We start from the raw sequence: 26,049 nt of genomic DNA on the forward strand, positions 1-26,049 counted from the left end.
CCCCATGCAAGATCCAACTACCCAGCGCGTAATCGTCGGCATGTCCGGCGGTGTCGACTCCTCCGTTTCCGCCCTTCTCCTGCTTGAGCAGGGGTATCAGGTGGAAGGTCTGTTCATGAAGAACTGGGACGAAGACGACGGTACCGACTACTGCACCGCCATGGACGACCTGGCCGACGCTCAGGCCGTGTGCGACAAGATCGGCATCAAGCTGCATACCGCCAACTTCGCTGCCGAGTACTGGGACAACGTGTTCGAGCACTTCCTCGCCGAGTACAAGGCCGGTCGCACGCCGAACCCGGACATCCTGTGCAACCGTGAGATCAAATTCAAAGCGTTTCTCGACTACGCCCTGATGCTCGGCGCCGACCTGATCGCCACCGGCCACTATGTGCGTCGCCGCGACATCGACGGACGCACCGAACTGCTCAAGGGCCTCGATCCGAACAAGGACCAGAGCTACTTCCTGCATGCGGTGGGCGGTGAGCAGATTGCCAAGACCCTGTTCCCGGTCGGCGAGTTGGAAAAGCCGCAAGTGCGCGCCATCGCCGAGAAGTACCATCTGGCCACGGCGAAGAAGAAAGACTCCACCGGCATCTGCTTTATCGGCGAGCGGCGCTTCAGCGACTTCCTCAAGCAGTACCTGCCTGCCCAGCCAGGCGACATCGAAACCACCGAGGGTGAAGTGATTGGCCGCCACCACGGCCTCATGTACCACACCATCGGCCAGCGCCAGGGCTTGGGTATCGGCGGCCTTAAGGACGCCAGCGACGAGCCCTGGTATGTGCTGTTCAAGGACCTCGAGCGCAACGTGCTGGTGGTCGGCCAGGGCAACGATCACCCGTGGCTGTTCTCCAGTGCCCTGCTTGCCTCGGAGATTTACTGGGTCAATCCGCTTGACCTGAGCAGCCCGCGTCCGCTGACCGCCAAGGTCCGTTACCGTCAAGGCGACCAGGCTTGCACGCTGGAAAAAACCGCTGCCGGCTATCGCGCCCTATTCGCCATGCCGCAACGCGCAGTCACCCCCGGGCAATCGGTGGTGTTTTATGACGGTGAAGTCTGCCTCGGTGGTGGTGTAATCGAAATCGCCGAACCCTGGAGCAGTAAGGATAAGCATCCATGAGCCCCACCCAGGAACAACTGGTCGCCCTCGGCGCGGTCTTCGAGGCCTCGGTATTGGTCGACAAACTGGCCCGTACCGGCCAGATCGGCGAGCCGGCCGTCACCTGCATGCTCGGCAGCCTGCTGGTACGCGATCCGCCAAGCACGCTGGACGTATACGGTGGCGACGACCTCAACCTGCGCGACGGCTACCGTGCGCTGGTCAGCTCGCTGGAGCGCGACCCGGCCAGCCTGCAACGCGATCCTTTGCGCTACGCCCTGGCCTTGCTTGCCCTTGAGCGGCAGTTGGCCAAGCGCGATGACTTGCTGCAAGTCATGGGCAGCCGCCTCGATCAGATCCAGCAGCAGGTCGAGCACTTCGGCGTAGCGCACGAAAACGTGATCGCCTCCTGCGGCAGCCTGTACCAGGACACCATCAGCACCTTCCGCCAGCGGATTCAGGTGCAAGGCGATATGCGCCACCTGCAACAAGCCAGCAACGCCTCGAAAATCCGCGCACTGCTGCTCGCCGGTATTCGCTCGGCCCGCCTCTGGCGCCAACTGGGCGGCCATCGCTGGCAGTTGGTGTTCAGTCGCGGCAAGCTGCTCAAGGAACTCTATCCACTGCTGCGCGGCTGATCATGAGCAGCCGCATGGACAAACCCATGCAGGGCGCCGCACTGCTGGCGCTCTCAGCACTGCTGTTCGCGCTGATAGGCGTCGGCGTGCGCGAAGTGTCCGGCAGCGTCAATAACGAATCGGTGGTGTTCTTTCGTAATCTGGTCGGCGTGCTGTTCTTCTTGCCGCTGATCCTGCTCAAGGGCGTGCGCCCGCTACGCACCAACCGTCTGGCTTCGCACCTGGGCCGCACCGGCTACGGTTTGGCGGCGATGTATTGCTTCTTCTACGCCATCGCCCACCTGCCGCTGGCCGATGCCATGCTGTTCACCTATTCCGCGCCCCTGTTCACCCCGTTGATCGCCTGGTGGTGGCTCAAGGAGCCGCTGAGCAAGCGCATACTGGCGACGACCGGGTTTGGCCTGGTTGGCGTGCTGCTGGTAGCCAAACCTTCGGCTGCCCTGCTCGATAGCCAGGCCCTGATTGGCCTGGCGGCCAGCATCATGGCCGCCTTTGCGTTCGTCTCGATTCGCGAAATGAGCGACACCGAACCGGCCTATCGCATCGTCTTTTACTTCTCGCTGTTTAGTGCCCTGATTTCAGCGATTCCGCTGGCGTGGGCCTGGCAACCGTTAAGCGATCATCAACTGAGCCTGTTGCTGGGCATCGGCCTGTTGGCCACCGCCAGCCAACTGATCATGTCCAAGGCTTATGGGCTGGCACCGCCCGGGGCGATTGGCCCGGTTGCGTACCTGGCCATCGTATTTGCCGGGGCAATTGCCTGGTGGCGTTGGGGCGAAACCCCGGATGCGACGTCGCTAGCCGGCGCAGCACTGATATTCGCCGCCAGCCTGCTGTCGATTAGCCGACGCGAGCGCTGAACGGCTGTCGCGCAATCACAGTCCAGGCGCCGATTTCATGTATGATATGCGCCCTTTTCAATGCCCGATTGTCCGAGAACGCCTCCCATGCAGCTTTCCTCGCTCACCGCGGTTTCCCCCGTTGATGGCCGCTATGCCGGCAAAACCAGCGCTCTGCGCCCGATTTTCAGCGAATACGGCCTGATCCGTTTCCGCGTGCTGGTCGAGGTGCGCTGGTTGCAGCGCCTGGCCGCCCATGAAGGCGTCAGTGAAGTTGCACCGTTCTCCGCCGAAGCCCAGGCCGTGCTCAATGAGCTGGCCGATAACTTCGCCGTCGAGCATGCCGAGCGCGTGAAAGAAATCGAGCGCACCACCAACCACGACGTCAAGGCCGTGGAATACCTGCTCAAGGAACAGGCTGCCAAGCTGCCTGAGCTGGACAAGGTCAGCGAATTTATCCACTTCGCCTGCACCAGCGAAGACATCAACAACCTGTCCCACGCGCTGATGCTGCGCGAAGGCCGCGACGGCGTGCTACTGCCGCTGATGCGTCAGACAGCCGAAGCCATCCGCGAGCTGGCGATCAAATTCGCCGACGTGCCGATGCTCTCGCGCACCCACGGTCAGCCGGCGTCGCCGACCACCCTGGGCAAGGAGCTGGCCAACGTGGTCTACCGCCTGGAGCGGCAGATTGCCCAAGTGGCCGCCGTGCCGCTGCTGGGCAAGATCAACGGCGCGGTGGGCAACTACAACGCCCACCTCTCGGCTTACCCACAGATCGACTGGGAAGCCAATGCTCGCCAGTTCATCGAAGGTGACCTGGGCCTGCAGTTCAACCCCTACACCACGCAGATCGAGCCGCACGACTACATTGCCGAGCTGTTCAATGCGATCGCCCGCTTCAACACCATCCTGATCGACTTCGACCGCGATATCTGGGGCTATATCTCCCTGGGCTATTTCAAGCAGCGCACCATCGCTGGTGAGATCGGTTCCTCGACCATGCCGCACAAGGTCAACCCGATCGACTTCGAGAACTCCGAAGGCAACCTGGGTATCGCTAACGCGCTGTTCCAACACCTGGCCAGCAAGCTGCCGATCTCGCGCTGGCAGCGCGACCTGACTGACTCCACCGTGCTGCGCAACCTCGGCGTCGGCTTCGCTCATAGCGTGATTGCCTACGAGGCCAGCCTCAAGGGAATCAGTAAGTTGGAGCTCAATGCTCAACGTATTGCTGATGATCTGAACGCCTGTTGGGAAGTACTCGCCGAGCCGATCCAGACCGTCATGCGCCGCTACGCTATCGAAAACCCCTACGAGAAGCTCAAAGAGCTGACCCGTGGCAAGGGCATCAGCCCCGAGGCGCTGCTGAGCTTTATCGATGGCTTGGACATGCCGGCAGAGGCCAAAGCCGAACTCAAGTTGCTGACTCCAGCCAACTACATTGGCAATGCGGTGGCCCAGGCCAAACGCATCTAAGCGGCAACAGCCCTCCCGACGCCCGGCTGCGCCGGGCGTTTTTATTTATGGGTATTTATTCACTTCAAGGGCTTAGCGATGAATCCTGATACTCCACTGCAACTGCTAGGCGGCCTGACACCCCGTGCATTTCTGCGCGACTACTGGCAGAAAAAGCCGCTGCTGGTACGCCAAGCCATCCCCGGCTTCGAAAGCCCGATCTCACCGGACGAGCTGGCCGGCCTGGCCCTCGAAGAAGAAGTCGAGTCGCGCCTAGTGCTCGAGCATGGCGCCTGTCCCTGGGAGCTGCGCCGCGGCCCCTTCGCCGAGGATGCCTTCGCCCAGTTGCCCGAGCGCGACTGGACCCTGCTGGTGCAAGCCGTCGACCAATTCGTTCCGGAAGTGGCCGAGCTGCTGGAAGCATTCAAGTTCTTGCCCAAATGGCGCATCGACGACGTGATGGTCAGTTTCGCCGCACCGGGTGGTGGCGTGGGCCCGCACTTCGACAACTACGACGTGTTCCTCCTGCAAGGCCATGGCAAGCGTCGCTGGCAAGTGGGCCAGATGTGCAACTCCGACAGCCCGCTGCTGGAAAACGTGGATCTGAAGATCCTCGCTGAATTCGCTAAAACTGAAGAATGGGTCCTGGAACCCGGCGACATGCTCTACCTGCCGCCACTCCTGGCTCACTGTGGTACCGCTGAGGATGATTGTATGACGTATTCCGTAGGCTTCCGCGCGCCCAGCGCCGCTGAAGTACTGACCCATTTCACTGATTTCCTCGGCCAATTCCTGCCCGAGGAAGAGCGCTACAGCGACGCCGACGCGCAACCGGCCAACGACCCGCACCAGATTCAGCGCGACGCCCTGGACCGCCTCAAAGCCCTGCTCAACGAGCACATGGGCGATGAGCGCCTGCTGATGACCTGGTTCGGCCAGTTCATGACCGAACCGCGCTACCCGGAGCTGATCGCCGGCATCGAGATCGACGAGGAGGCCTTTATTGGCAGCCTCGAAGACGGCGCCGTGCTGGTGCGCAACCCCAGCGCACGTCTGGCTTGGTCGGAAGTCGGCGAGGACCTGGTGCTGTTCGCCAGTGGCCAGAGCCGTTTGCTCTCGGCCGGCCAGCGTGAGCTGCTCAAGCTGATCTGCTCGGCCGATGCGTTACATGTCGACAACCTTGGCCCATGGCTCGCCGATGATGAGGGGCGTAACCTGCTTCTGGAACTGGCCAAGCAAGGGAGCCTGGAGTTTGCCGATGAATGAGATTCACGTCCGCCTGGCCGACTGGCAGAAGGACAACGCCGAGCTGCGGCGCATTCGCGAAATGGTGTTCATCGCCGAGCAAGCGGTGCCACCGGAGCTGGAGTGGGATGCGGAAGACCCTGATGCCCTGCACTTTCTTGCTTACGAGGGCGATTATCCGATCGGCACCGCGCGCCTGTTGGCGGACGGCCATATCGGCCGGGTATCGGTGCTCAAGGACTGGCGCGGCTTGAAAGTCGGTGATGCACTGCTGCGCGCCGTCATCGGCGAAGCGGAAAAACGTGGCCTGCAGCAGCAAATGCTCAGCGCCCAGGTGCACGCCACGTCGTTCTATGAAAGGCTTGGGTTTGCCATCGTCAGCGGTGAGTATCTAGACGCCGGCATTCCGCATGTAGACATGGTGCGCCACAGTGCCTAGAGGCTGAAATGAACGACGAAAACGCCCCGTCAGACGCAACCGACAGCAACGCGCCAGCCGCGCTTCCCGCCATCGAGTTTCAGTCGCCGGGGCGTTTTACCGTGCACAATCCCAATATACCAACGCCCGACAGCGAGCGTAGCGAACCCGCCCCCTTCGTCCTGGGCGAACACCTGGCGCTGGAGCGCTTCAACCTGCCGGACGAAGCGCGCGCTCATGCCCTCGCCCTGCTGCAACAAGCGCAACGCTGCCTGTGCATCTACAGCAGCGACCTGGAGCCATGGCTCTACCACCACAGCAGCATTCAGGACGCCTGTACGCGCTTTCTTCTGGCCAGCCCGAAAAATCGCTTGCGCATCCTGGTCAAAGACGTCGGCCGCGCAGTGCGAGACGGCCACCGCCTGCTCACGCTATCGCGCCGGCTGTCGAGCAACCTGCATATCCGCAAACTGCACCCGGACTACCCAAGTGAGGCCGTGGCGTTTTTGCTAGCGGATGATCGTGGCCTGCTGTTGCGCCCCGAGCCCGAGCAATTCGCCGGTTATGCGCTGTACCAAGACCCCGCCCGCGTGCGCTTGCGCCAGGTGCAATTCGATCAAGCCTGGGATAGCAGCATCACCGACCCAGATCTACGGAGTTTCCTGCTATGAGCGTGCGCGCCCTGTTCGCTGCGGTGCTGTTGAGCCTGAGCCTGCCGCTGAGCGCGGCCAGCGAAGTCATCCCGCTGAATTACCGGACTGCCGACGAGGTGCTCTCGGTGGTGCAATCGGTATTGGGCAGCGAGGGGCGGGTCAGCGCGTACGGCAACCAGTTGATCGTCAATTCGACGCCAGCGAAGATCGAGGAAATTCGGACCTTGATCACTCAGCTGGATACCCCGCCACGGCGCCTGTTGATCAGCGTCGACAGCAGCGAGTCCAGCTACCAGAGTGATCGTGGCTATCGCGCTGACGGCTCAATCAGCGCCGGCGATGCCGACGTGCAGATCGGCCGAGGCGAAATCAATGGCCGCGATCAGGTGCGCATCATCCGCCGCAGCACCGATAGCCGTGGCGGTGGTACGCAGCAGGTGCAGACCAGCGAGGGTTATCCAGCGCTGATTCAGGTCGGCCAGAGCGTTCCACTCACCACCACCAACCGCGGCCCTTACGGCCAGGTGTACAACAACACCGAGTACCGTAACGTCACACGCGGCTTCTACGTCACCGCCAGCCTGACCGGCGATATAGTGCATATCAGCATCAGCAGCAACCGCGATCGGCTGAGCCAATCACAGCCGGGAGCCATCGATGTGCAAAGCACCGACACCCGCGTCAGCGGCAGGCTCGGCGAGTGGATCAGCATTGGTGGCGTCAGCGAGCAAAACCTGGCCGAGCAACGCGATGTACTGCAACGTCGCGCCACCCAAGGTCGTGAAGATATGAGCTTGCGGGTGAAGGTCGAGGTGGTCGATTAAACCCTGCGCAGAGCTGACTCACCGGTCGTCGCGAGAATTATGTAGTAGTCATAAAAAACCACTACAAAACGTTTGACGAACACTTTTAGCAGAGGCATGATGGCCTCGCTCCCGCTAATCAGGGGCCCTGGTAAGGGCCTCCGGATCGTTCTCCAGCTTACCGCCCGAGACGAACCGTGTTGTAAAGCCCACAAGGCAGTTCGACGAGATTGCGACTGGAACGAAGTTGTCCTGAGGGACGGGGAAGCGTTTTAACGTAGCAGCCAGCAGACAGTTACAGCCACTGAGTCGTCCAACGGCATCTTTGATCCGGTAAACGCCAAATGACCTGTCATTTGCAGCAGTTGTAGTCCGCGCACTGTTCGTCTCGTCACCCCCTCCTCCCAGTGCACTGCCGTTCTGGTCACTCTCTCCATTGTTCTGCTGTGAGCCCCCGCAACCTTAACCTTCGCGATGCAGGTTTTGAGTGGGGAAGTCGGTGCTCAACCAAACACATACTTTGAAGGATTGACCATGTCAGCTTATCAAAACGACATCAAAGCCGTTGCCGCCCTTAAAGCCGCCGCTGGTAGCAGCTGGAGCGCGATTGACCCGGAGTCCGTGGCCCGCATGCGCGCCCAGAACCGCTTCAAAACCGGTCTGGAAATCGCTCAGTACACTGCCGACATCATGCGCAAAGACATGGCCGAGTACGATGCCGACTCCTCCGTCTACACCCAGTCGCTGGGTTGCTGGCATGGTTTCATCGGGCAGCAGAAGCTGATCTCGATCAAGAAGCACCTGAAGACCACCAACAAGCGCTACCTCTACCTGTCGGGCTGGATGGTCGCTGCTCTGCGTTCGGATTTCGGTCCGCTGCCGGATCAGTCCATGCACGAGAAAACTTCGGTTTCCGGCCTGATCGAAGAGTTGTACACCTTCCTGCGCCAGGCCGACGCCCGCGAACTGGACCTGCTGTTCACCGCTCTGGACGCCGCCCGCGCCGCTGACGACAACGCCAAAGCTGCCGAGATCCAGAACCAGATCGACAACTACGAAACTCACGTAGTACCGATCATCGCCGACATCGACGCTGGCTTCGGTAACCCGGAAGCCACCTACCTGCTGGCTAAGAAGATGATCGAAGCGGGTGCGTGCTGCATCCAGATCGAAAACCAGGTGTCCGACGAGAAGCAGTGCGGCCACCAGGACGGTAAAGTGACCGTTCCTCACGCCGACTTCCTGGCGAAGATCAACGCGGTTCGCTACGCATTCCTCGAGCTGGGCATCGACAACGGCGTGATCGTTGCGCGTACCGACTCCCTGGGTGCCGGCCTGACCAAGCAGATCGCTGTGACCAACACCCCGGGCGACCTGGGCGACCAGTACAACTCCTTCCTCGATTGCGAAGAAGTTTCCGCTGCCGACCTGAACAACGGCGACGTGGTTCTGAACCGTGGTGGCAAGCTGCTGCGTCCCAAGCGTCTGCCGTCCAACCTGTTCCAGTTCCGTGCTGGCACCGGTGAAGCGCGCTGCGTACTGGACAGCATCACTTCGCTGCAGAACGGCGCTGACATGCTGTGGATCGAAACCGAGAAGCCGCACGTCGGCCAGATCGCCGAAATGGTTAACGAAATCCGTAAAACCATCCCGAACGCCAAGCTGGTTTACAACAACAGCCCGTCGTTCAACTGGACCCTGAACTTCCGTCAGCAGGTATTCGATGCTTTCGCTGCTGAGGGTAAGGACGTTTCCGCCTACGACCGCACCAAGCTGATGAGCGTCGACTACGACGAAACCGAGCTGGCTCAGGTTGCCGACGAGAAGATCCGTACCTTCCAACGCGACGGTTCCGCTCAGGCGGGTATCTTCCACCACCTGATCACTCTGCCGACCTACCACACCGCCGCGCTGTCCACCGACAACCTGGCCAAAGGTTACTTCGCAGACCAGGGCATGCTGGCCTACGTGAAAGGCGTTCAGCGTCAGGAGATCCGTCAGGGTATCGCCTGCGTCAAGCACCAGAACATGTCCGGTTCCGACATCGGCGACGCTCACAAAGAGTACTTCGCGGGTGAAGCGGCCCTGAAAGCCGGCGGCAAAGACAACACCATGAACCAGTTCAGCTAAGAATCGGTTCACTCAACCGAGGCCACGATCAAGGTTGAGTGTGTTGAAAGAAACCCCAGCAGAAATGCTGGGGTTTTTTTATGCCCGGCCATCCATGGTAGCCACTCTTCTGGCCGTCGCTGGGTAACGTTAAAAATGCCTACCGGGCATTTTTTTGCCTGAAAATCGTCTTTCCTGGCATTTGTGCGCTACCGCACAGCCGCTGTCATACGTCCGTCGTTTTCCTTGGTTAGCGTCAAGTCCTGGTCGATTAACCCAAGGAGCCCGCATGAGCACTAATGACAACCCTGTGCTGTTCGGCAACGGTGATGAGTTGCCCAGCAACCACTCCAGCAACCCGCACATCAATGAGCTGATCAGCCGTCGCCAGGTCCTGGCTGGTGGCGCCGCACTGGGCGCGCTGGCATTCCTCGGCAGCGCCCTGCCCGGCACGGCCGAAGCCGCCGAGCCGGCCGCCAAAGGCCTGGCAGCGGGGCCGTTCAAGCGCCGCACAAAACTACCCTTTAGCCCTGTTGCCATCACCCGAGCAGACGCCATCACAGTCCCCGCGGGCTACCAGGCCCGCGCATTTATTCCATGGGGCACGCCCATCACCGGCGGCTACCCGGCATACCTCGACGATGGCAGCAACAGCGCCCAGGACCAGGCCGAGCAGTTGGGCATGCATCACGATGGCATGCACTTCTTTCCGATCGACGCCCAACGCGGTCATGGCCGCAAAAGCGACCACGGCCTGTTGGTGCTCAATCACGAATACGTCGATGTGCCGCTGCTGCACCCCAACGGCGCAACGGTGGTCGCCGGTAAACGCAGCAACGCCGAGGAAGTGCGCAAGGAAATCAATGCCCACGGGGTTTCCGTGGTGGAAATTCGCCGCGGCCTCGACGGTCAGTGGAGCGTCTTGCCCAGCGCCCGCAACCGCCGCGTCACTGGGGCCACGCCCATGCAGATCAGCGGGCCGGCACGAGGCCATGCGCTGCTGCACACCCGTTACAGCCCTGCGGGCATCGCCACCCGCGGCACCCTAAACAACTGCGCAAACGGTTTTACGCCCTGGGGCACCTATCTGACGTGCGAAGAAAACTGGGCCGGCTACTTTGCCACCCGTGACAGCGACCTGCCGCGTGAACTGAGCCGTTACGGTCTGCGCAGCAGCAGTCGCTACGGCTGGGAAACCTTGCCGGGCGACGAGTTCGAACGTTTCGATGCCACACGCAAGTCGCCGGCGGCCCGCGACGACTACCGCAACGAACCCAACCACTTCGGCTGGATCGTCGAAATCGATCCGTTCGCCCCCGAGTCCGTGCCAATCAAACGCACCGCGCTCGGCCGCTTCGCCCATGAAGGCCTGGTGTTCGCCCCCGTCAAAGCCGGTCGACCAGTGGTGTGCTACTCCGGCGACGATTCGCAGAATGAATACATCTACAAGTACGTCAGCCGCGACCACTACCGTCCCGGCCGCAGCAACGGCAGCCTGCTGGATGAAGGCACGCTGTACGTCGCCCGCTTCAACGCCAGCGGCCAAGGCGAGTGGTTGGCCCTGGATGTTCACGACAAGGCTTTTCAGCGTGCCTGTAGCGCCGCTGGCGTCAGCTTCGCCGACCAGGGCGAAGTGCTGATCAACACCCGCCTGGCGGCGGACATCGCCGGTGCCACCAAGATGGATCGCCCGGAATGGGGCGCGGTCAACCCGGACAACGGCGAGGTGTATTTCACCCTGACCAACAACAGTTCGAGAAGCGTGCCGGACGCCGCCAACCCGCGTCCGGCCAACGCCTTCGGTCATATTGTTCGCTGGCGCGAGCTGAGCAAGAATTATGGCGGCCGCCGCTTTGCCTGGAGCCTGTTTATGCTGGCCGGCCCGGAAACCGACAGCGTCGGCCCGAACGGCCAACCGCTGAATGCCGACAACCGCCTGGCCAGCCCGGACGGCCTGTGGTTCGACGAGGAAGGTCGGTTGTGGATTCAAACCGACATGAGCGGCAGCCAGTTGGCCAGCGGCCCGTTCGGCAACAACCAGATGCTGGTTGCCGACCCGCGAAGCGGCGAACTGAAGCGTTTCCTGGTCGGGCCACAAGGCGCTGAGGTGACCGGCATCACCGCGACGCCGGATTTTCGCACGCTGTTCGTCAACATCCAGCACCCGGGCGAAGGCTCGACGCCAAGCAACCTGCTCAGCGCCTGGCCGGATGGTCCGGGCAAACGCCCGCGCTCGGCGACCGTCATCATCACCCGCGAAGACGGCAAACGCTTGCTGTAACCAATGGCAAGCAACGCGTAGCGATAGTGACCGACCAAGCCTGGTCGGTCACTTTTCCCTGTGACAGACTCCCGGCTTCTTCTGCCTCGTCACAGGTTTTGTCCATGCCCAGCAACCGCTTGAGTCGCATCGTCGCGAAAATCCATCGCCTACCGCCGTTCTGCACACGCCCGCGCTGTCGCTGTTGTTTGGTTCGCAGGTCAAGTTCGCTGGCACTGCCAGGGTGCGTGTGCACGCGTTGAGCCAGCAGCGGGCGGTGATGAGCCTGGCTAACACCCGCAAGGTACAGAACCACATCAAAGGTGTGCACGCCGCAGCCATGGCGCTGTTGGCTGAATCGGCAAGCGGCTTTCTGGTTGGCATGAATGTACCCGACGACAAACTGCCGCTGATCAAAAGCCTCAAGATCGATTACCTCAAGCGCGCCTCTGGCGGTCTGCGTGCCGAGGCAAGCCTGACGCCCGAGCAGATTCAAGCCATTCACACCCAAGAAAAAGGCGAAGTACTGGTTGCCGTGTGCGTCACCGACGAAGCCGGCAATCAGCCCATCCAGTGCGAAATGCTCTGGGCCTGGATCAGCAAGAAGCGCCCTTGAGTGCCGTCGTCTACGCTAAGACCGCGATGTAGGCACAGCGCGATGGTTTATGCATGCCCACCCAAGAGACTGTCGGCAACAACCAACCGCACATGTGTATTGGTATCGAGGAGTAACTTTTGAGTGGCGCCGAACATTGATAATTGCGTCAACGAGTGACAACTAAGCGACATGCTCGCAGGGGATCAATAACAATCCCTTAAATGATAATAGTTCTTATAAAGATCGTTACTGGTGACACCGCAGTGTCGGCATGCGGCGCTTAAAGGCCTGCCCTACAAGGCTCTACTGCACATGCCGCAGCGAAACCTGGCTATAAAGTTAATTTTTTGATCTGAAAAATTTACTTACACCTCAATACGGGCATAATATTGTGCAAATAGATTGCTGGACAATCAGTGGGTTGCCAGCGAACTCAAACTTTCAAACACGAGTGAACGCCGTTCCTTGTACCGAGGAGTTCCGGCATGTCGGAAGCAACTACCGTTCTTTCCCATAACTGGGCGCTGGCCGTTTTCCTGCTTGGGGTCATTGGCCTCTGTGCATTCATGCTGGGCGTTTCCAGCCTGCTGGGCAGCAAGGCGTGGGGCCGCAGCAAAAATGAGCCATTTGAATCCGGCATGCTCCCCACCGGCAGCGCCCGCCTGCGCCTGTCGGCAAAATTCTATTTGGTCGCGATGCTCTTCGTGATCTTCGACGTTGAAGCCCTCTTTCTCTTCGCCTGGGCTGTCTCTGTTCGCGAAAGCGGCTGGGCCGGTTTTATCGAAGCTACCATTTTTATAGCAATTCTGTTGGCAGGTCTTGTCTACCTTTGGCGTATCGGTGCGCTCGATTGGGCTCCCGAAGGACGTCGTGAGCGACAGGCGAAGCTAAAACAATGAGGCTTTGGCGATGCAATACAAACTTACTCGGGTCGACCCGGATGCGCCCAACGAGGAGTATCCGATTGGCCAGCGGGAGACCGTTTCAGACCCGCTGCTAGACGATCAGGTCCACAAAAACATCTACATGGGCAAGCTGGAAGACGTGCTGAACGGTGCGGTCAACTGGGGGCGCAAAAACTCCCTGTGGCCATACAACTTCGGCCTCTCCTGCTGCTATGTGGAAATGACCACCGCGTTCACTGCACCGCATGACATCGCGCGTTTCGGTGCCGAAGTGATTCGTGCGTCTCCCCGCCAGGCAGATTTCATGGTGATTGCCGGCACCTGCTTCATCAAGATGGCGCCGATTATTCAGCGCCTTTACGAGCAGATGCTGGAACCCAAATGGGTTATTTCCATGGGTTCGTGCGCCAACTCCGGCGGCATGTACGATATTTACTCGGTCGTTCAGGGTGTGGACAAGTTCCTCCCCGTGGACGTCTACATACCCGGCTGCCCGCCTCGCCCCGAAGCATTCCTGCAAGGCTTGATGCTGTTGCAGGAGTCCATCGGCAAGGAGCGTCGTCCGCTTTCCTGGGTCGTCGGCGACCAAGGCGTGTACCGCGCCGAAATGCCGTCGCAAAAGGAACAGCGCCGTGAACAGCGCATAGCTGTCACCAACCTGCGCAGCCCAGACGAAGTCTGAGTCCCCCTTCCACAAGAAGGCCCGATTCATTCTCTACGTTGACCGATAGCGATCGAGACCATGACTGCAGACACCGCTCTGTCTATTCCGCCGTACAAGGCTGACGACCAAGATGTCGTCGTTGAGCTCAATTCCCGCTTTGGCGCTGAAAGCTTCACCCTGCAAGCCACGCGCACCGGCATGCCGGTGATCTGGGTCGCCCGGGAAAAGCTGATTGAAGTGCTCACCTACCTGCGCAACCTGCCGCGCCCGTTCGTCATGCTGTATGACCTGCATGGCGTCGACGAACGTCTGCGCACCCAGCGTCGCGGCCTGCCGGGGGCTGACTTCACGGTGTTCTATCACCTGATGTCGATCGCCCGTAACAGCGACGTGATGATCAAGGTCGCGTTGGCCGAAGGCGATCTCAACCTGCCGACCGTCACCAGCATCTGGCCGAACGCCAACTGGTACGAGCGTGAAGTCTGGGACATGTACGGTATTCACTTCGCCGGTCACCCGCACCTGACGCGCATCATGATGCCGCCGACCTGGGAAGGTCACCCGCTGCGCAAGGATTACCCGGCGCGCGCCACCGAGTTCGACCCGTTCAGCCTGAACCTGGCCAAGCAGCAGTTGGAAGAGGAAGCCGCGCGTTTCAAGCCGGAAGACTGGGGCATGAAGCGTGGTAGCGAGCACGAGGACTACATGTTCCTCAACCTTGGCCCGAACCACCCGTCTGCCCACGGTGCATTCCGCATCATATTGCAACTGGATGGCGAAGAGATCGTCGACTGCGTGCCGGAAGTCGGCTATCACCACCGTGGCGCCGAGAAGATGGCCGAGCGCCAGTCCTGGCACAGTTTCATTCCGTACACCGACCGTATCGACTACCTCGGCGGGGTGATGAACAACCTGCCCTACGTGCTGGCCGTGGAGAAACTGGCCGGCATCAAGGTGCCGGATCGCGTCGACTTCATTCGCGTGATGCTCGCCGAATTCTTCCGCATCACCAGCCACCTGCTGTTCCTCGGCACCTATATCCAGGACGTCGGCGCCATGACGCCGGTGTTCTTCACCTTCACCGACCGCCAGCGCGCGTACAAGGTGATCGAGGCCATCACCGGCTTCCGCCTGCACCCGGCCTGGTACCGCATTGGTGGCGTCGCTCACGACCTGCCGCGCGGCTGGGACGGCCTGGTCAAGGAATTCGTCGATTGGCTGCCCAAGCGCCTCGACGAGTATGAAAAGGCCGCGCTGAAGAACAGCATTCTGATTGGTCGCACCAAGGGCGTGGCGCAGTACAACACCAAGGAAGCCCTGGAATGGGGCGTCACCGGCTCCGGCTTGCGCTCCACCGGCCTGGACTTCGACCTGCGCAAGGCGCGCCCCTACTCGGGCTACCAGAGTTTCGAGTTCGAAGTGCCGCTGGCCGTCAACGGCGATGCCTATGACCGTTGCATCGTGCGCGTGGAAGAGATGCGCCAGAGCATCAAGATCATCGACCAGTGCCTGCGCAACATGCCGGAAGGCCCGTACAAAGCGGATCACCCGCTGACCACGCCGCCGCCGAAAGAACGCACGCTGCAGCACATCGAAACCCTGATCACCCACTTCCTGCAAGTTTCTTGGGGCCCGGTGATGCCGGCCAACGAGAGCTTCCAGATGATCGAAGCAACCAAAGGCATCAACAGTTATTACCTGACCAGCGACGGCAGCACCATGAGCTATCGCACGCGTATCCGCACACCGAGCTTCCCGCACCTGCAACAGATCCCTTCGGTGATCCGCGGCAGCATGGTGGCTGACCTGATCGCGTACCTGGGCAGTATCGACTTCGTTATGGCCGACGTGGACCGCTGATTATGAGCACGCTTATCCAAACTGATCGTTTCGTTCTCAGCGAAACCGAGCGCTCGGCCATCGAGCACGAGATGCACCACTACGAAGACCCGCGCGCCGCCAGCATCGAAGCGCTGAAAATCGTGCAGCAAGCGCGCGGCTGGGTGCCCGACGGCGCCGCCGATGCCATCGGCGCGATCCTTGGCATCCCGGCCAGCGACGTCGAAGGCGTGGCCACCTTCTATAGTCAGATTTTCCGCCAGCCGGTGGGGCGCCACATCATCCGCGTGTGCGACAGCATGACCTGCTTTATCGGTGGCCATGAGTCGGTGGTCTCCAGCATCCAGCAACAACTGGGTATCGGCCTCGGCCAGACCAGCGCCGACGGCCGCTTCACCCTGCTGCCGGTGTGCTGCCTGGGCAACTGCGACAAGGCGCCGGCGCTGATGATCGACGACGACACCTTCGGCGACGTGCAGCCTGACGGCGTCGCCAACCTGCTGGAGGCCTATCCATGATTGGGCGCACCGCCATGACGAGCAAGACGCTGACCTCCATCGGCCCAGCCAACAAGATCGCCCGGAGCGAGGAAAGCCACCCGTTGACCTGGCGCCTGCGTGACGACGCGCAGCCGGTGTGGCTCGACGAATACCAGCAGAAAAACGGCTACGCCGCCGCGCGCAAGGCCCTGAGCGAGATGGCCCAGGCCGATATCGTGCAGACGGTCAAGGACTCCGGCCTCAAAGGCCGCGGCGGTGCGGGTTTCCCCACCGGCGTGAAGTGGGGCCTGATGCCGGCCGACGAAACCATGAACATCCGCTACCTGCTGTGCAACGCGGACGAGATGGAACCCAACACCTGGAAAGACCGCATGCTCATGGAGCAGCTGCCGCACCTGCTGGTGGAAGGCATGCTGATTTCCGCGCGCGCGCTCAAGGCCTATCGCGGCTACATCTTCCTACGCGGCGAATACGTCGACGCGGCGGCCAACCTGAACCGCGCCATCGCGGAAGCCAAGGCTGCCGGCCTGCTGGGCAAGAACATCCTCGGCAGCGGCTTTGATTTCGAGCTGTTCGTCCACACCGGCGCCGGGCGCTATATCTGCGGTGAAGAAACCGCACTGATCAACTCCCTCGAAGGCCGTCGCGCCAACCCGCGCGCCAAGCCACCCTTCCCTGCCGCCGTCGGCGTGTGGGGCAAGCCAACCTGCGTGAACAACGTCGAGACCCTGTGCAACGTGCCGTCGATCATCGGCAACGGCGTGGACTGGTACAAGACCCTGGCGCGTCCGGGCAGCGAAGACCATGGCACCAAGCTGATGGGCTTTTCCGGCAAGGTGAAGAACCCCGGTTTGTGGGAGTTGCCGTTCGGTATTTCGGCCCGTGAGCTGTTTGAAGACTACGCCGGCGGCATGCGCGACGGTTTCACCCTGAAATGCTGGCAACCCGGCGGTGCCGGCACTGGCTTCCTGCTGCCGGAACACCTCGATGCCACGATGTACGCCGCCGGCATCGCCAAGGTCGGCACCCGCATGGGCACCGGCTTGGCACTGGCGGTGGACGACAGCGTCAACATGGTGTCCTTGCTGCGCAACATGGAAGAGTTCTTCGCCCGTGAATCTTGCGGCTGGTGCACCCCATGCCGCGACGGCCTGCCGTGGAGCGTGAAAATTCTGCGCGCCCTGGAGCGCGGCCAAGGCACGCGGGAAGACATCGAGACCCTGCTGGGTCTGGTCAACTTCCTTGGCCCCGGCAAGACCTTCTGTGCTCACGCGCCCGGCGCCGTCGAGCCACTGGGCAGCGCGATCAAGTATTTCCGTGCGGAGTTCGAGGCCGGTGTTGCCAGTCAGAACGCTGCGCCAACGACGGGACAGTTCGTTCCCGCGTGAAGATTAGCTGCGGCGGCCACTGACCTGGCCCCGCGGCACAACGTGATTCCATTAGCCAAGTCCGCTCACGCGGATAAAGAAGAAACCCGACCATGGCCACTATCCACGTAGACGGCAAAGATTTTGAAGTCGATGGTGCGGACAACCTGTTGCAGGCCTGTCTGTCACTCGGTCTCGATATCCCCTACTTTTGCTGGCACCCGGCGCTCGGTAGCGTCGGCGCCTGCCGCCAATGCGCGGTCAAGCAGTACAGCGACGAAAACGACACCCGTGGTCGCATCGTCATGTCGTGCATGACGCCTGCCACCGACAACACCTGGATCTCCATCGACGATGAGGAATCCAAGGCGTTCCGCGCCAGCGTCGTCGAATGGCTGATGACCAACCACCCGCACGACTGCCCAGTGTGCGAGGAAGGCGGTCACTGCCACCTGCAAGACATGACGGTGATGACCGGCCACAACGAGCGCCGCTATCGCTTCAGCAAACGCACCCACCAGAACCAGCAGCTCGGCCCGTTCATTTCCCATGAAATGAACCGCTGTATCGCCTGCTACCGCTGCGTGCGCTACTACAAGGACTACGCCGGCGGCACCGACCTGGGTGTGTTTGGCGCGCACGACAACGTGTATTTCGGCCGCGTCGAAGACGGCGTGCTGGAAAGCGAGTTCTCCGGCAACCTGGTCGAGGTCTGCCCGACCGGCGTGTTCACCGACAAGACCCACTCCGAGCGCTACAACCGCAAGTGGGACATGCAGTTCGCCCCGAGTATCTGCCACGGCTGTTCCAGTGGCTGCAACACCAGCCCCGGCGAGCGTTACGGCGAGATCCGCCGCATCGAGAACCGCTTCAACGGTGACGTGAACCAGTATTTCCTCTGTGACCGCGGCCGCTTCGGCTACGGCTACGTCAACCGCGACGACCGTCCGCGCCAGCCGATGATGATGCTGAGCAAGATGAAGATGGGCATCGACTCAGCCCTCGACCAGGCCGCCGCCTTGCTGAAAAACCGCAAGGTGATTGGCATCGGCTCACCGCGTGCCAGCCTGGAAAGCAACTTCGCCCTGCGCGAGCTGGTCGGTGCCGCGCATTATTACGCCGGCATCGAAGCCAACGAACTGGAAAACCTGCGCCTGATCCACGACATCCTGCAGAACGGCCCGCTGCCGGTGCCGACCCTGCGCGACGTGGAGAGCCACGATGCGGTGTTCGTCCTCGGCGAAGACCTGACCCAGACCGCCGCACGCCTGGCCCTGGCCCTGCGGCAAGCGGTGAAAGGTAAAGCCACTGAAATCGCCGCGGCGATGCGCATTCAGGACTGGCACATGGCCGCGGTGCAAAACGTCGCTCAGGATGCACTGCACCCGCTGTTTATTGCCAGCGTTGCCGCCACCCGCCTGGACGATATCGCCGAAGCCTGTGTGCACGCCGCCCCGGCTGACCTGGCCCGCATCGGTTTCGCCGTGGCCCACGCCATCGACCCGAGTGCCCCGGCCGTCGGCGGCCTGGATAGCGAGGCCGCCGAGCTGGTGCAACTGATCGCCGAGGCTCTGCTCAACGCCAAGCGTCCGCTGATCGTGTCTGGCGCTTCACTGGGCAGCAAAGCCCTGATCGAGGCGGCTAGCAACATCGCCAGCGCCTTGAAAAACCGCGAGAAGAACGCGTCCATCAGCCTGGTCGTGCCGGAAGCCAACAGCATGGGCTTGGCGCTGTTGCTGGGTGACGAACTGGCGGAAAAATCTGTCGATGCCGCCTTGCAGGCGCTGATTTCCGGTCAGGCCGATGCCGTAGTCGTGCTGGAAAACGACCTCTACCGGCGCGCCGCAAGCGCCCGGGTCGATGCGGCGCTGAGCGCCGCCAAAGTGGTGATCGTCGCCGATCACCAACAGACCGCCACCACCGCCAAAGCCCACCTGGTGCTGCCTGCGGCCAGCTTTGCCGAAGGCGACGGCACCCTGGTCAGCCAGGAAGGCCGCGCCCAACGCTTCTTCCAGGTTTTCGACCCCAGCTACCACGATGCCAACATTCTGGTGCGCGAAGGCTGGCGCTGGCTGCATGCACTGCACAGCACCCTGCACGGCAAGGCGGTCGAGTGGACCCAGTTGGACGAAGTCACCGCCGCCTGCGCGGCCGGCAACCCACGCCTGGCGCGTATCGGCGAGGCTGCGCCCAAGGCGACCTTCCGCATCAAGGGCCTCAAGCTGGCCCGTGAGCCGCACCGTTACAGCGGCCGTACCGCCATGCGCGCCAATATCAGCGTGCACGAGCCACGTCAGCCGCAGGACCAGGACTCGGCCTTTGCCTTCTCCATGGAAGGTTATTCCGGTAGCCAGGAAGACCGTCAGCAGATTCCCTTCGTCTGGTCGCCAGGCTGGAACTCGCCGCAGGCCTGGAACAAGTTCCAGGACGAAGTCGGTGGCCATCTGCGCGCCGGCGATCCGGGTGTACGCCTGATCGAAAGCCGCGGCCAAGCCTTGCCCTGGTTCACTCCGAGCGCCGCGTTCAACCCCGCCGTGGGCACCTGGCAGGCCGTGCCGCTGCATCACCTGTTCGGTAGCGAAGAAACCTCGGCGCGTGCCGCACCGGTGCAAGAACGCATTCCACAGCCGTATGTGGCCCTGGCCAAAGCCGAGGCCGCCCGTCTGGGCGTCAACGACGGTGCGCTGCTCGCACTCACCGTCAATGGCCAGGTCTTGCACCTGCCGTTGCAGGTGCGTGAAGAGCTGGCCGCCGGTTTGGTTGGCTTGCCTGTTGGCCTGCCGGGCATCCCGGTGGTTATTGCCGGCGCCGTGGTCACCACCGTTCAGGAGGCTGCGCAATGAGTTGGCTGACGCCTGAAGTGATCGACATCCTTGTCGCGGTGCTCAAGGCTGTGGTGATCCTGCTCGCCGTGGTCATCACCGGCGCCCTGCTGAGCTTCGTCGAACGCCGCTTGCTGGGGCTCTGGCAAGATCGTTACGGCCCTAACCGGGTCGGCCCGTTCGGCATGTTCCAGATCGCCGCGGACATGATCAAGATGTTCTTCAAGGAGGACTGGACCCCACCGTTCGCCGACAAGGTGATCTTCACCCTGGCCCCGGTGATTGCCATGGGCGCCATGCTCATTGCCTTCGCCATTATCCCGATCACCCCGACCTGGGGCGTGGCGGACCTGAACATCGGCATCCTGTTCTTCTTCGCCATGGCCGGGTTGTCGGTGTATGCGGTGTTGTTCGCCGGCTGGTCGAGCAACAACAAGTTCGCCCTGCTCGGCGCGCTGCGCGCCTCGGCGCAGACCATCTCCTACGAGGTGTTCCTGGCCCTGGCGCTGATGGGCATCGTCGCCCAGGTTGGTTCGTTCAACATGCGCGATATCGTCGACTACCAGGCTGAGAACCTGTGGTTCATCATTCCGCAGTTCTTCGGCTTCTGTACCTTCTTTATTGCCGGCGTCGCGGTGACCCACCGCCACCCGTTCGACCAGCCGGAAGCCGAGCAGGAGCTGGCCGACGGTTATCACATCGAATATGCCGGGATGAAATGGGGCATGTTCTTCGTGGGTGAGTACATCGGCATCGTGACCATTTCGGCGCTGCTGGTGACTCTATTCTTCGGTGGCTGGCACGGCCCGTTCGGCATCCTGCCGCAGATTCCGTTTATCTGGTTCGCCCTGAAAACCTGCTTCTTCATCATGCTGTTCATCCTGCTGCGCGCGTCGATTCCGCGCCCACGCTATGACCAGGTGATGGCCTTCAGCTGGAAGTTCTGCTTGCCGCTGACCCTGATCAACCTGCTGGTGACCGGCGCATTTGTGCTGGCCGCGGCCCAGTAAGGAGAAATAGCGATGATCAAATACATTTGGGATGTGGTGCATGGCACCTGGACCCAGTTGCGCAGCCTGGTGATGATCTTTGGCCATGCCTTCCGCAAACGCGACACCCTGCAATACCCGGAAGAAGCGGTGTACCTGCCGCCGCGTTACCGCGGCCGTATCGTACTGACCCGCGACCCCGACGGCGAAGAGCGCTGCGTGGCCTGCAACCTGTGCGCGGTGGCCTGCCCGGTGGGCTGCATCTCGCTGCAGAAAGCCGAAAGTGACGATGGCCGCTGGTACCCGGAATTTTTCCGCATCAACTTCTCGCGCTGCATCTTCTGTGGTCTGTGCGAAGAAGCCTGCCCGACCACCGCGATCCAGCTCACCCCGGATTTCGAGATGGGCGAGTTCAAGCGCCAGGACCTGGTGTACGAGAAGGAAGACCTACTCATCAGCGGCCCAGGCAAAAACCCGGACTACAACTTCTACCGCGTTGCCGGTATGGCCATTGCCGGCAAGCCGAAAGGCGCCGCGCAAAACGAAGCCGAACCGATCAACGTGAAAAGCCTGCTGCCCTAAGGAGAAGCGCGTGGAGTTTGCTTTCTATTTCGCCGCAGGCATTGCCGTGATGGCCACCCTGCGGGTGGTCACCAGCAGCAACCCGGTGCATGCCCTGCTGTACCTGATCATCTCGCTGCTGGCGGTGTCCATGGTGTTCTTCAGCCTTGGCGCGCCCTTTGCCGGCGCCCTGGAAATCATCGTTTACGCCGGCGCCATCATGGTGCTGTTCGTCTTCGTGGTGATGATGCTCAACCTCGGCCCGGCGGCCATCGAGCAGGAGCGGAAATGGTTAACGCCGGGCATCTGGTTCGGCCCTGCGCTGCTTTCCGCGCTGTTACTGGCGCAACTGCTGTATGTGCTGTTCGCGGCGCCAAGCGGTGCCACCATCGGTCAGGTGACCGTGGACGCCAAGGCCGTGGGCATCAGCCTGTTCGGCCCCTACCTGCTGGCGGTCGAACTGGCCTCCATGCTGCTGCTGGCCGCGCTGGTCGCCGCCTATCACCTCGGCCGCCACGACGCTAAGGACGCAACGCCATGAGTGCTATTCCGATGGAGCACGGTCTGGCGCTGGCCGCCGTGCTGTTCAGCCTGGGCCTGGTTGGCCTGATGGTGCGCCGTAACATCCTCTTCGTGCTGATGAGCCTGGAAGTGATGATGAACGCCGCCGCCCTGGCCTTCGTCGTCGCTGGCGCCCGCTGGGGCCAGGCCGACGGCCAGGTGATGTTCATTCTGGTGATCACCCTGGCAGCCGCCGAGGCCAGTATCGGCCTGGCGATCCTGCTGCAACTGTATCGCCGCTTCCATACCCTCGATATCGACGCTGCCAGCGAGATGCGCGGATGAACCTTCTATTTCTGACCTGTCTGTTCCCGCTGCTCGGTTGGCTGATCCTGGCCTTCTCCCGCGGGCGTTTCTCGGAAAACACCGCCGCGGTGATCGGCGTCGGCTCGGTTGGCCTGTCCGCCCTCACCGCCGCTTGGATCATCTGGCAGTTCAACGTTGCCCCACCCGAAGGCGGCGTGTACACCCAGCTGCTCTGGCAGTGGATGAGCGTGGAGGGTTTTACCCCGAGCTTCACCCTCTACCTCGACGGTTTATCGCTGACCATGCTCGGCGTGGTCACCGGTGTGGGCTTTTTGATTCACCTGTTCGCCAGCTGGTACATGCGCGGCGAAGAGGGGTACTCGCGCTTCTTCGCCTACACCAACCTGTTCATTGCCAGCATGCTGTTCCTGGTACTCGGCGATAACCTGCTGTTCCTGTATTTCGGCTGGGAAGGCGTGGGCCTGTGTTCCTACCTGCTGATCGGCTTCTACTTCAAGCACACGCCGAACGGCAATGCCGCGCTGAAGGCCTTTATCGTCACCCGCGTCGGCGATGTGTTCATGGCCATCGGCCTGTTCATCCTGTTCTTCCAGCTCGGCACCCTGAACATCCAGGAGCTGATGGTATTGGCGCCGCAGAAGTACGTGGCCGGCGACACCTGGCTGTGGGTCGCCACCCTGATGCTGCTCGGCGGCGCGGTCGGTAAATCCGCGCAGCTACCGCTGCAAACCTGGCTGGCTGACGCCATGGCCGGTCCGACCCCGGTCTCCGCACTGATCCACGCGGCGACCATGGTCACCGCCGGTGTATACCTGATCGCACGCACCCACGGGCTGTTCCTGCTGACCCCGGAGATCCTCGAACTGGTCGGCATCGTCGGCGGCGTAACCCTGGTGTTGGCCGGCTTTGCCGCCCTGGTGCAGACCGATATCAAGCGCATCCTCGCCTACTCGACCATGAGCCAGATCGGCTACATGTTTCTCGCCCTGGGCGTCGGCGCCTGGAGTGGGGCGATCTTCCACCTGATGACCCACGCCTTCTTCAAAGCCTTGCTGTTCCTCGCCTCAGGTGCGGTGATCAACGCCTGCCACCACGAGCAGAACATCTTTAAGATGGGCGGCCTGTGGAAGAAACTGCCACTGGCCTACGCCAGCTTCCTGGTCGGCGGTTCCGCACTGGCCGCCTTGCCGCTGATCACCGCCGGTTTCTACTCGAAGGACGAAATCCTCTGGGAAGCCTTCGCCAGCGGTCATCAGGAGCTGCTCTACGCTGGCCTGCTGGGCGCGCTGCTGACCTCGATCTACACCTTCCGCCTGATCTTCATCACCTTCCACGGCGAGCAGAAAACCGACGCACATGCCGGCCACGGCATCGCGCACTGGCTGCCATTGTCGACGCTGATCGTGCTCTCGACCTTCGTCGGTGCGCTGATCACCCCACCGCTGGCCGGCGTACTGCCGCAAAGCGTCGGGCATGCCGGTGGCGCAGCCCAGCACAGCCTGGAAATTGCCTCGGGCGCCATCGCCCTGGCCGGCATCCTGCTGGCCGCCCTGCTGTTCCTCGGCAAACGCCGCATCGCCAGCGCCATCGCGCAGAGCGCGCCGGGGCGTTTCCTGTCGGCCTGGTGGTTCGCCGCCTGGGGCTTCGATTGGCTGTACGACAAGCTATTCGTCAAACCCTATCTGCTGACGTGTCGCCTACTGGGCCGCGATCCGATCGACGGCAGCATTAGCCTGATCCCACGCCTGGCGCGTGGCGGCCACAGCATTCTGAGCCGCAGCGAAACCGGGCAGTTGCGTTGGTACGCAGCATCGCTCGTTGGCGGTGCGGTGCTGGTATTCGCCGCCGTCCTGTTGGTCTGACCTGAATATGCCTATTTTGCGAAAGGAACCCCGCCCATCATGATTCTGCCTTGGCTAATCCTGATCCCTTTTATCGGCGGCTTGCTGTGCTGGCTGGCTGAGCGCTTCGGCAACACCCTGCCGCGCTGGATAGCGCTGTTGACCATGACCCTGCTGTTCGGCCTCGGCCTCTGGCTGTGGGCCACCGGCGACTTCAGCCTGGCCCCCGCGCCAGGTGCAGACCCGGTGTGGGCCGCTGAATTCCAGGTGCAGTGGATCGAGCGCTTCGGTATCAGCGTGCACCTGGCGCTGGATGGCCTGTCGGTGCTGATGATCAGCCTCACCGGCCTGCTCGGCGTGCTCTCGGTGCTCTGCTCCTGGCATGAAATCCAGAACCGCGTCGGCTTCTTCCACCTCAACCTGATGTGGATTCTCGGCGGCGTGGTCGGCGTGTTCCTGGCCGTCGACCTGTTCCTGTTCTTCTTTTTCTGGGAAATGATGCTGGTGCCGATGTATTTCCTCATCGCGCTCTGGGGTCATAGCGGCAGTGCCGGCAAAACCCGCATCACCGCCGCCACCAAGTTCTTTATCTACACCCAGGCCAGCGGCCTGGTGATGCTGGTGGCGATCCTCGCGCTGGTGTTCGTGCACTACAACAGCACCGGCGTGCTGACCTTCAACTACGCCGACCTGTTGAAGACCGAACTGGCGCCGGGCACCGAATACCTGCTGATGCTCGGGTTCTTCATCGCCTTCGCGGTGAAATTCCCGGTGGTGCCATTTCACTCCTGGTTGCCGGATGCCCACGCCCAGGCACCGACTGCCGGTTCCGTGGACCTCGCCGGTATCCTGCTGAAAACCGCGGCCTACGGCATGATCCGCTTCGCCCTGCCGCTGTTCCCCAACGCTTCTGCGGAATTCGCGCCAATCGCCATGGGCCTGGGCGTGTTCGCCATCGTCTATGGCGCGCTGCTGTCGTTCGCGCAGACCGACATCAAACGTCTGGTGGCCTACTCCAGCGTGTCGCACATGGGCTTCGTGCTGATTGCCATCTATTCCGGTAGTCAAATCGCCCTGCAAGGCGCGGTGGTGCAGATGCTCGCCCACGGCCTGTCCGCCGCCGCGCTGTTTATCCTCTGCGGCCAGCTCTACGAACGCCTGCACACCCGCGACATGCGCGAGATGGGCGGCATCTGGGCGCGCATGCCCTGGCTGCCGGCGCTGAGCCTGTTCTTCGCCGCTGCGGCGCTGGGCCTGCCGGGTACGGGTAACTTCGTCGGCGAGTTCCTGATCCTGATCGGCACCTTCCCGGCGGCGCCATGGATCACCGTGCTCGCCGCCACCGGCCTAGTGTTCGGTTCGGTTTACTCGCTGATCATGATCCACCGCGCCTACTTCGGCCCAGCCAAGGCGGATGGCGCCCTGCTCGGCCTGAAAGCTCGCGAATTGGGCATGGTGCTGTTCTTGGCCGTGTTGCTGATCCTGCTCGGCGTCTACCCGCAGCCGGTGCTCGACACCTCCGCCGCCAGCATGCATGGCGTGCAGCAGTGGATGAACACGGCCCTCACTCAACTCGCCTCGGCCCGGTAGTCGGTCATGGAAAGCAGCGT

22 protein-coding genes and 1 pseudogene are annotated in these 26,049 nt (G+C 61.9%); all 23 read left to right on the forward strand.

The annotated features are described in order from the left end of the window. The first annotated feature begins 4 nt into the window (after positions 1-4). Positions 5-1,123 carry a tRNA 2-thiouridine(34) synthase MnmA gene (mnmA, locus tag B3M58_RS16730; protein WP_296220800.1) on the forward strand — a complete coding sequence of 373 codons (1,119 nt, stop codon included), beginning with the start codon at positions 5-7 and terminating at the stop codon, positions 1,121-1,123. After that, positions 1,120-1,740 (forward strand): high frequency lysogenization protein HflD, encoded by a 621-nt coding sequence (hflD, locus tag B3M58_RS16735; RefSeq protein WP_296220801.1) that lies wholly within the window; start codon positions 1,120-1,122, stop codon positions 1,738-1,740. The genes mnmA and hflD overlap by 4 nt, the downstream gene beginning before the upstream one ends. A gap of 2 nt (positions 1,741-1,742) precedes the next feature. After that, on the forward strand, positions 1,743-2,600 hold the full coding sequence (locus tag B3M58_RS16740) for a DMT family transporter (RefSeq protein ID WP_414704102.1): 858 nt from the start codon (positions 1,743-1,745) through the stop codon (positions 2,598-2,600). 87 nt (positions 2,601-2,687) lie between these two features. Then, positions 2,688-4,058 carry an adenylosuccinate lyase gene (gene purB, locus B3M58_RS16745; RefSeq protein ID WP_296220804.1) on the forward strand — a complete coding sequence of 457 codons (1,371 nt, stop codon included), beginning with the start codon at positions 2,688-2,690 and terminating at the stop codon, positions 4,056-4,058. Between the two features lie 78 nt (positions 4,059-4,136). Next, a complete protein-coding gene (locus B3M58_RS16750; RefSeq protein WP_296220805.1) occupies positions 4,137-5,303 on the forward strand; it encodes a cupin domain-containing protein in 1,167 nt (388 codons plus the stop codon). Then, positions 5,296-5,721 (forward strand): GNAT family N-acetyltransferase, encoded by a 426-nt coding sequence (locus tag B3M58_RS16755; RefSeq protein WP_296220807.1) that lies wholly within the window; start codon positions 5,296-5,298, stop codon positions 5,719-5,721. Before B3M58_RS16750 ends, B3M58_RS16755 begins: the two co-directional genes overlap by 8 nt. 8 nt (positions 5,722-5,729) lie before the next feature. Next, the gene (locus B3M58_RS16760) at positions 5,730-6,371 is read left to right on the forward strand and encodes a histone acetyltransferase HPA2 (protein WP_296220809.1); all 642 of its coding nucleotides are present in this window, start codon (positions 5,730-5,732) and stop codon (positions 6,369-6,371) included. Next, the gene (locus tag B3M58_RS16765; RefSeq protein ID WP_296220811.1) at positions 6,368-7,177 is read left to right on the forward strand and encodes a secretin N-terminal domain-containing protein; all 810 of its coding nucleotides are present in this window, start codon (positions 6,368-6,370) and stop codon (positions 7,175-7,177) included. The genes B3M58_RS16760 and B3M58_RS16765 overlap by 4 nt, the downstream gene beginning before the upstream one ends. A 513-nt stretch (positions 7,178-7,690) precedes the next feature. Continuing rightward, positions 7,691-9,286, forward strand: a complete 1,596-nt coding sequence (locus B3M58_RS16770; protein ID WP_296220812.1) for an isocitrate lyase — start codon at positions 7,691-7,693, stop codon at positions 9,284-9,286. Between the two features lie 268 nt (positions 9,287-9,554). After that, positions 9,555-11,546, forward strand: a complete 1,992-nt coding sequence (locus B3M58_RS16775) for a PhoX family protein (RefSeq protein ID WP_296220814.1) — start codon at positions 9,555-9,557, stop codon at positions 11,544-11,546. Positions 11,547-11,650: 104 nt separating this feature from the next. Beyond that, positions 11,651-12,141 (forward strand): annotated as a pseudogene (locus tag B3M58_RS16780) (DUF4442 domain-containing protein). 467 nt (positions 12,142-12,608) lie between these two features. Next, positions 12,609-13,022 (forward strand): NADH-quinone oxidoreductase subunit A, encoded by a 414-nt coding sequence (locus tag B3M58_RS16785; protein ID WP_296220815.1) that lies wholly within the window; start codon positions 12,609-12,611, stop codon positions 13,020-13,022. A gap of 10 nt (positions 13,023-13,032) precedes the next feature. After that, on the forward strand, positions 13,033-13,710 hold the full coding sequence (locus tag B3M58_RS16790) for an NADH-quinone oxidoreductase subunit B (RefSeq protein WP_296220817.1): 678 nt from the start codon (positions 13,033-13,035) through the stop codon (positions 13,708-13,710). A 60-nt stretch (positions 13,711-13,770) separates the two neighbouring features. Further along, on the forward strand, positions 13,771-15,552 hold the full coding sequence (nuoC, locus tag B3M58_RS16795; RefSeq protein ID WP_296220819.1) for an NADH-quinone oxidoreductase subunit C/D: 1,782 nt from the start codon (positions 13,771-13,773) through the stop codon (positions 15,550-15,552). Continuing rightward, positions 15,549-16,049, forward strand: a complete 501-nt coding sequence (gene nuoE / locus B3M58_RS16800; protein ID WP_296221044.1) for an NADH-quinone oxidoreductase subunit NuoE — start codon at positions 15,549-15,551, stop codon at positions 16,047-16,049. The genes nuoC and nuoE overlap by 4 nt, the downstream gene beginning before the upstream one ends. A 14-nt stretch (positions 16,050-16,063) precedes the next feature. Continuing rightward, positions 16,064-17,419 (forward strand): NADH-quinone oxidoreductase subunit NuoF, encoded by a 1,356-nt coding sequence (gene nuoF / locus B3M58_RS16805; protein WP_296221045.1) that lies wholly within the window; start codon positions 16,064-16,066, stop codon positions 17,417-17,419. A gap of 92 nt (positions 17,420-17,511) precedes the next feature. Continuing rightward, complete coding sequence (gene nuoG / locus B3M58_RS16810; protein WP_296220821.1) at positions 17,512-20,241, forward strand: NADH-quinone oxidoreductase subunit NuoG; 2,730 nt, start codon at positions 17,512-17,514, stop codon at positions 20,239-20,241. After that, on the forward strand, positions 20,238-21,230 hold the full coding sequence (gene nuoH / locus B3M58_RS16815; protein ID WP_296220822.1) for an NADH-quinone oxidoreductase subunit NuoH: 993 nt from the start codon (positions 20,238-20,240) through the stop codon (positions 21,228-21,230). The genes nuoG and nuoH overlap by 4 nt, the downstream gene beginning before the upstream one ends. Before the next feature lie 12 nt (positions 21,231-21,242). Further along, complete coding sequence (nuoI, locus tag B3M58_RS16820) at positions 21,243-21,791, forward strand: NADH-quinone oxidoreductase subunit NuoI (protein ID WP_296220824.1); 549 nt, start codon at positions 21,243-21,245, stop codon at positions 21,789-21,791. A 10-nt stretch (positions 21,792-21,801) separates the two neighbouring features. Next, on the forward strand, positions 21,802-22,311 hold the full coding sequence (gene nuoJ / locus B3M58_RS16825; protein ID WP_296220826.1) for an NADH-quinone oxidoreductase subunit J: 510 nt from the start codon (positions 21,802-21,804) through the stop codon (positions 22,309-22,311). Beyond that, positions 22,308-22,616, forward strand: coding sequence for an NADH-quinone oxidoreductase subunit NuoK (gene nuoK, locus B3M58_RS16830; protein WP_296220828.1), 309 nt, complete (start codon positions 22,308-22,310; stop codon positions 22,614-22,616). Before nuoJ ends, nuoK begins: the two co-directional genes overlap by 4 nt. Next, positions 22,613-24,460, forward strand: a complete 1,848-nt coding sequence (nuoL, locus tag B3M58_RS16835; RefSeq protein ID WP_296220829.1) for an NADH-quinone oxidoreductase subunit L — start codon at positions 22,613-22,615, stop codon at positions 24,458-24,460. The genes nuoK and nuoL overlap by 4 nt, the downstream gene beginning before the upstream one ends. Positions 24,461-24,499: 39 nt before the next feature. Beyond that, entirely contained in the window at positions 24,500-26,029 is a 1,530-nt protein-coding gene (gene nuoM, locus B3M58_RS16840) for an NADH-quinone oxidoreductase subunit M (protein WP_296220831.1), read from the forward strand. The last annotated feature ends 20 nt before the right edge of the window (positions 26,030-26,049 follow it).

It is taken from the genome of Pseudomonas sp. UBA2684 (genome assembly GCA_002354655.1).
Classification (GTDB): Bacteria; Pseudomonadota; Gammaproteobacteria; order Pseudomonadales; family Pseudomonadaceae; genus Aquipseudomonas.

Coding starts and splice junctions, on each gene's coding strand:
- purB (WP_296220804.1), top strand. CDS start 2,688: ATGCAGCTTTCCTCGCTCACCGCGGTTTCCCCCGTTGATGGCCGCTAT.
- nuoF (WP_296221045.1), top strand. CDS start 16,064: ATGACGAGCAAGACGCTGACCTCCATCGGCCCAGCCAACAAGATCGCC.
- nuoH (WP_296220822.1), top strand. CDS start 20,238: ATGAGTTGGCTGACGCCTGAAGTGATCGACATCCTTGTCGCGGTGCTC.
- mnmA (WP_296220800.1), top strand. CDS start 5: ATGCAAGATCCAACTACCCAGCGCGTAATCGTCGGCATGTCCGGCGGT.
- nuoK (WP_296220828.1), top strand. CDS start 22,308: ATGAGTGCTATTCCGATGGAGCACGGTCTGGCGCTGGCCGCCGTGCTG.
- B3M58_RS16785 (WP_296220815.1), top strand. CDS start 12,609: ATGTCGGAAGCAACTACCGTTCTTTCCCATAACTGGGCGCTGGCCGTT.
- B3M58_RS16740 (WP_414704102.1), top strand. CDS start 1,743: ATGAGCAGCCGCATGGACAAACCCATGCAGGGCGCCGCACTGCTGGCG.
- B3M58_RS16755 (WP_296220807.1), top strand. CDS start 5,296: ATGAATGAGATTCACGTCCGCCTGGCCGACTGGCAGAAGGACAACGCC.
- hflD (WP_296220801.1), top strand. CDS start 1,120: ATGAGCCCCACCCAGGAACAACTGGTCGCCCTCGGCGCGGTCTTCGAG.
- B3M58_RS16790 (WP_296220817.1), top strand. CDS start 13,033: ATGCAATACAAACTTACTCGGGTCGACCCGGATGCGCCCAACGAGGAG.
- nuoI (WP_296220824.1), top strand. CDS start 21,243: ATGATCAAATACATTTGGGATGTGGTGCATGGCACCTGGACCCAGTTG.
- B3M58_RS16775 (WP_296220814.1), top strand. CDS start 9,555: ATGAGCACTAATGACAACCCTGTGCTGTTCGGCAACGGTGATGAGTTG.
- nuoL (WP_296220829.1), top strand. CDS start 22,613: ATGAACCTTCTATTTCTGACCTGTCTGTTCCCGCTGCTCGGTTGGCTG.
- nuoC (WP_296220819.1), top strand. CDS start 13,771: ATGACTGCAGACACCGCTCTGTCTATTCCGCCGTACAAGGCTGACGAC.
- nuoM (WP_296220831.1), top strand. CDS start 24,500: ATGATTCTGCCTTGGCTAATCCTGATCCCTTTTATCGGCGGCTTGCTG.
- B3M58_RS16760 (WP_296220809.1), top strand. CDS start 5,730: ATGAACGACGAAAACGCCCCGTCAGACGCAACCGACAGCAACGCGCCA.
- B3M58_RS16770 (WP_296220812.1), top strand. CDS start 7,691: ATGTCAGCTTATCAAAACGACATCAAAGCCGTTGCCGCCCTTAAAGCC.
- nuoG (WP_296220821.1), top strand. CDS start 17,512: ATGGCCACTATCCACGTAGACGGCAAAGATTTTGAAGTCGATGGTGCG.
- B3M58_RS16765 (WP_296220811.1), top strand. CDS start 6,368: ATGAGCGTGCGCGCCCTGTTCGCTGCGGTGCTGTTGAGCCTGAGCCTG.
- B3M58_RS16750 (WP_296220805.1), top strand. CDS start 4,137: ATGAATCCTGATACTCCACTGCAACTGCTAGGCGGCCTGACACCCCGT.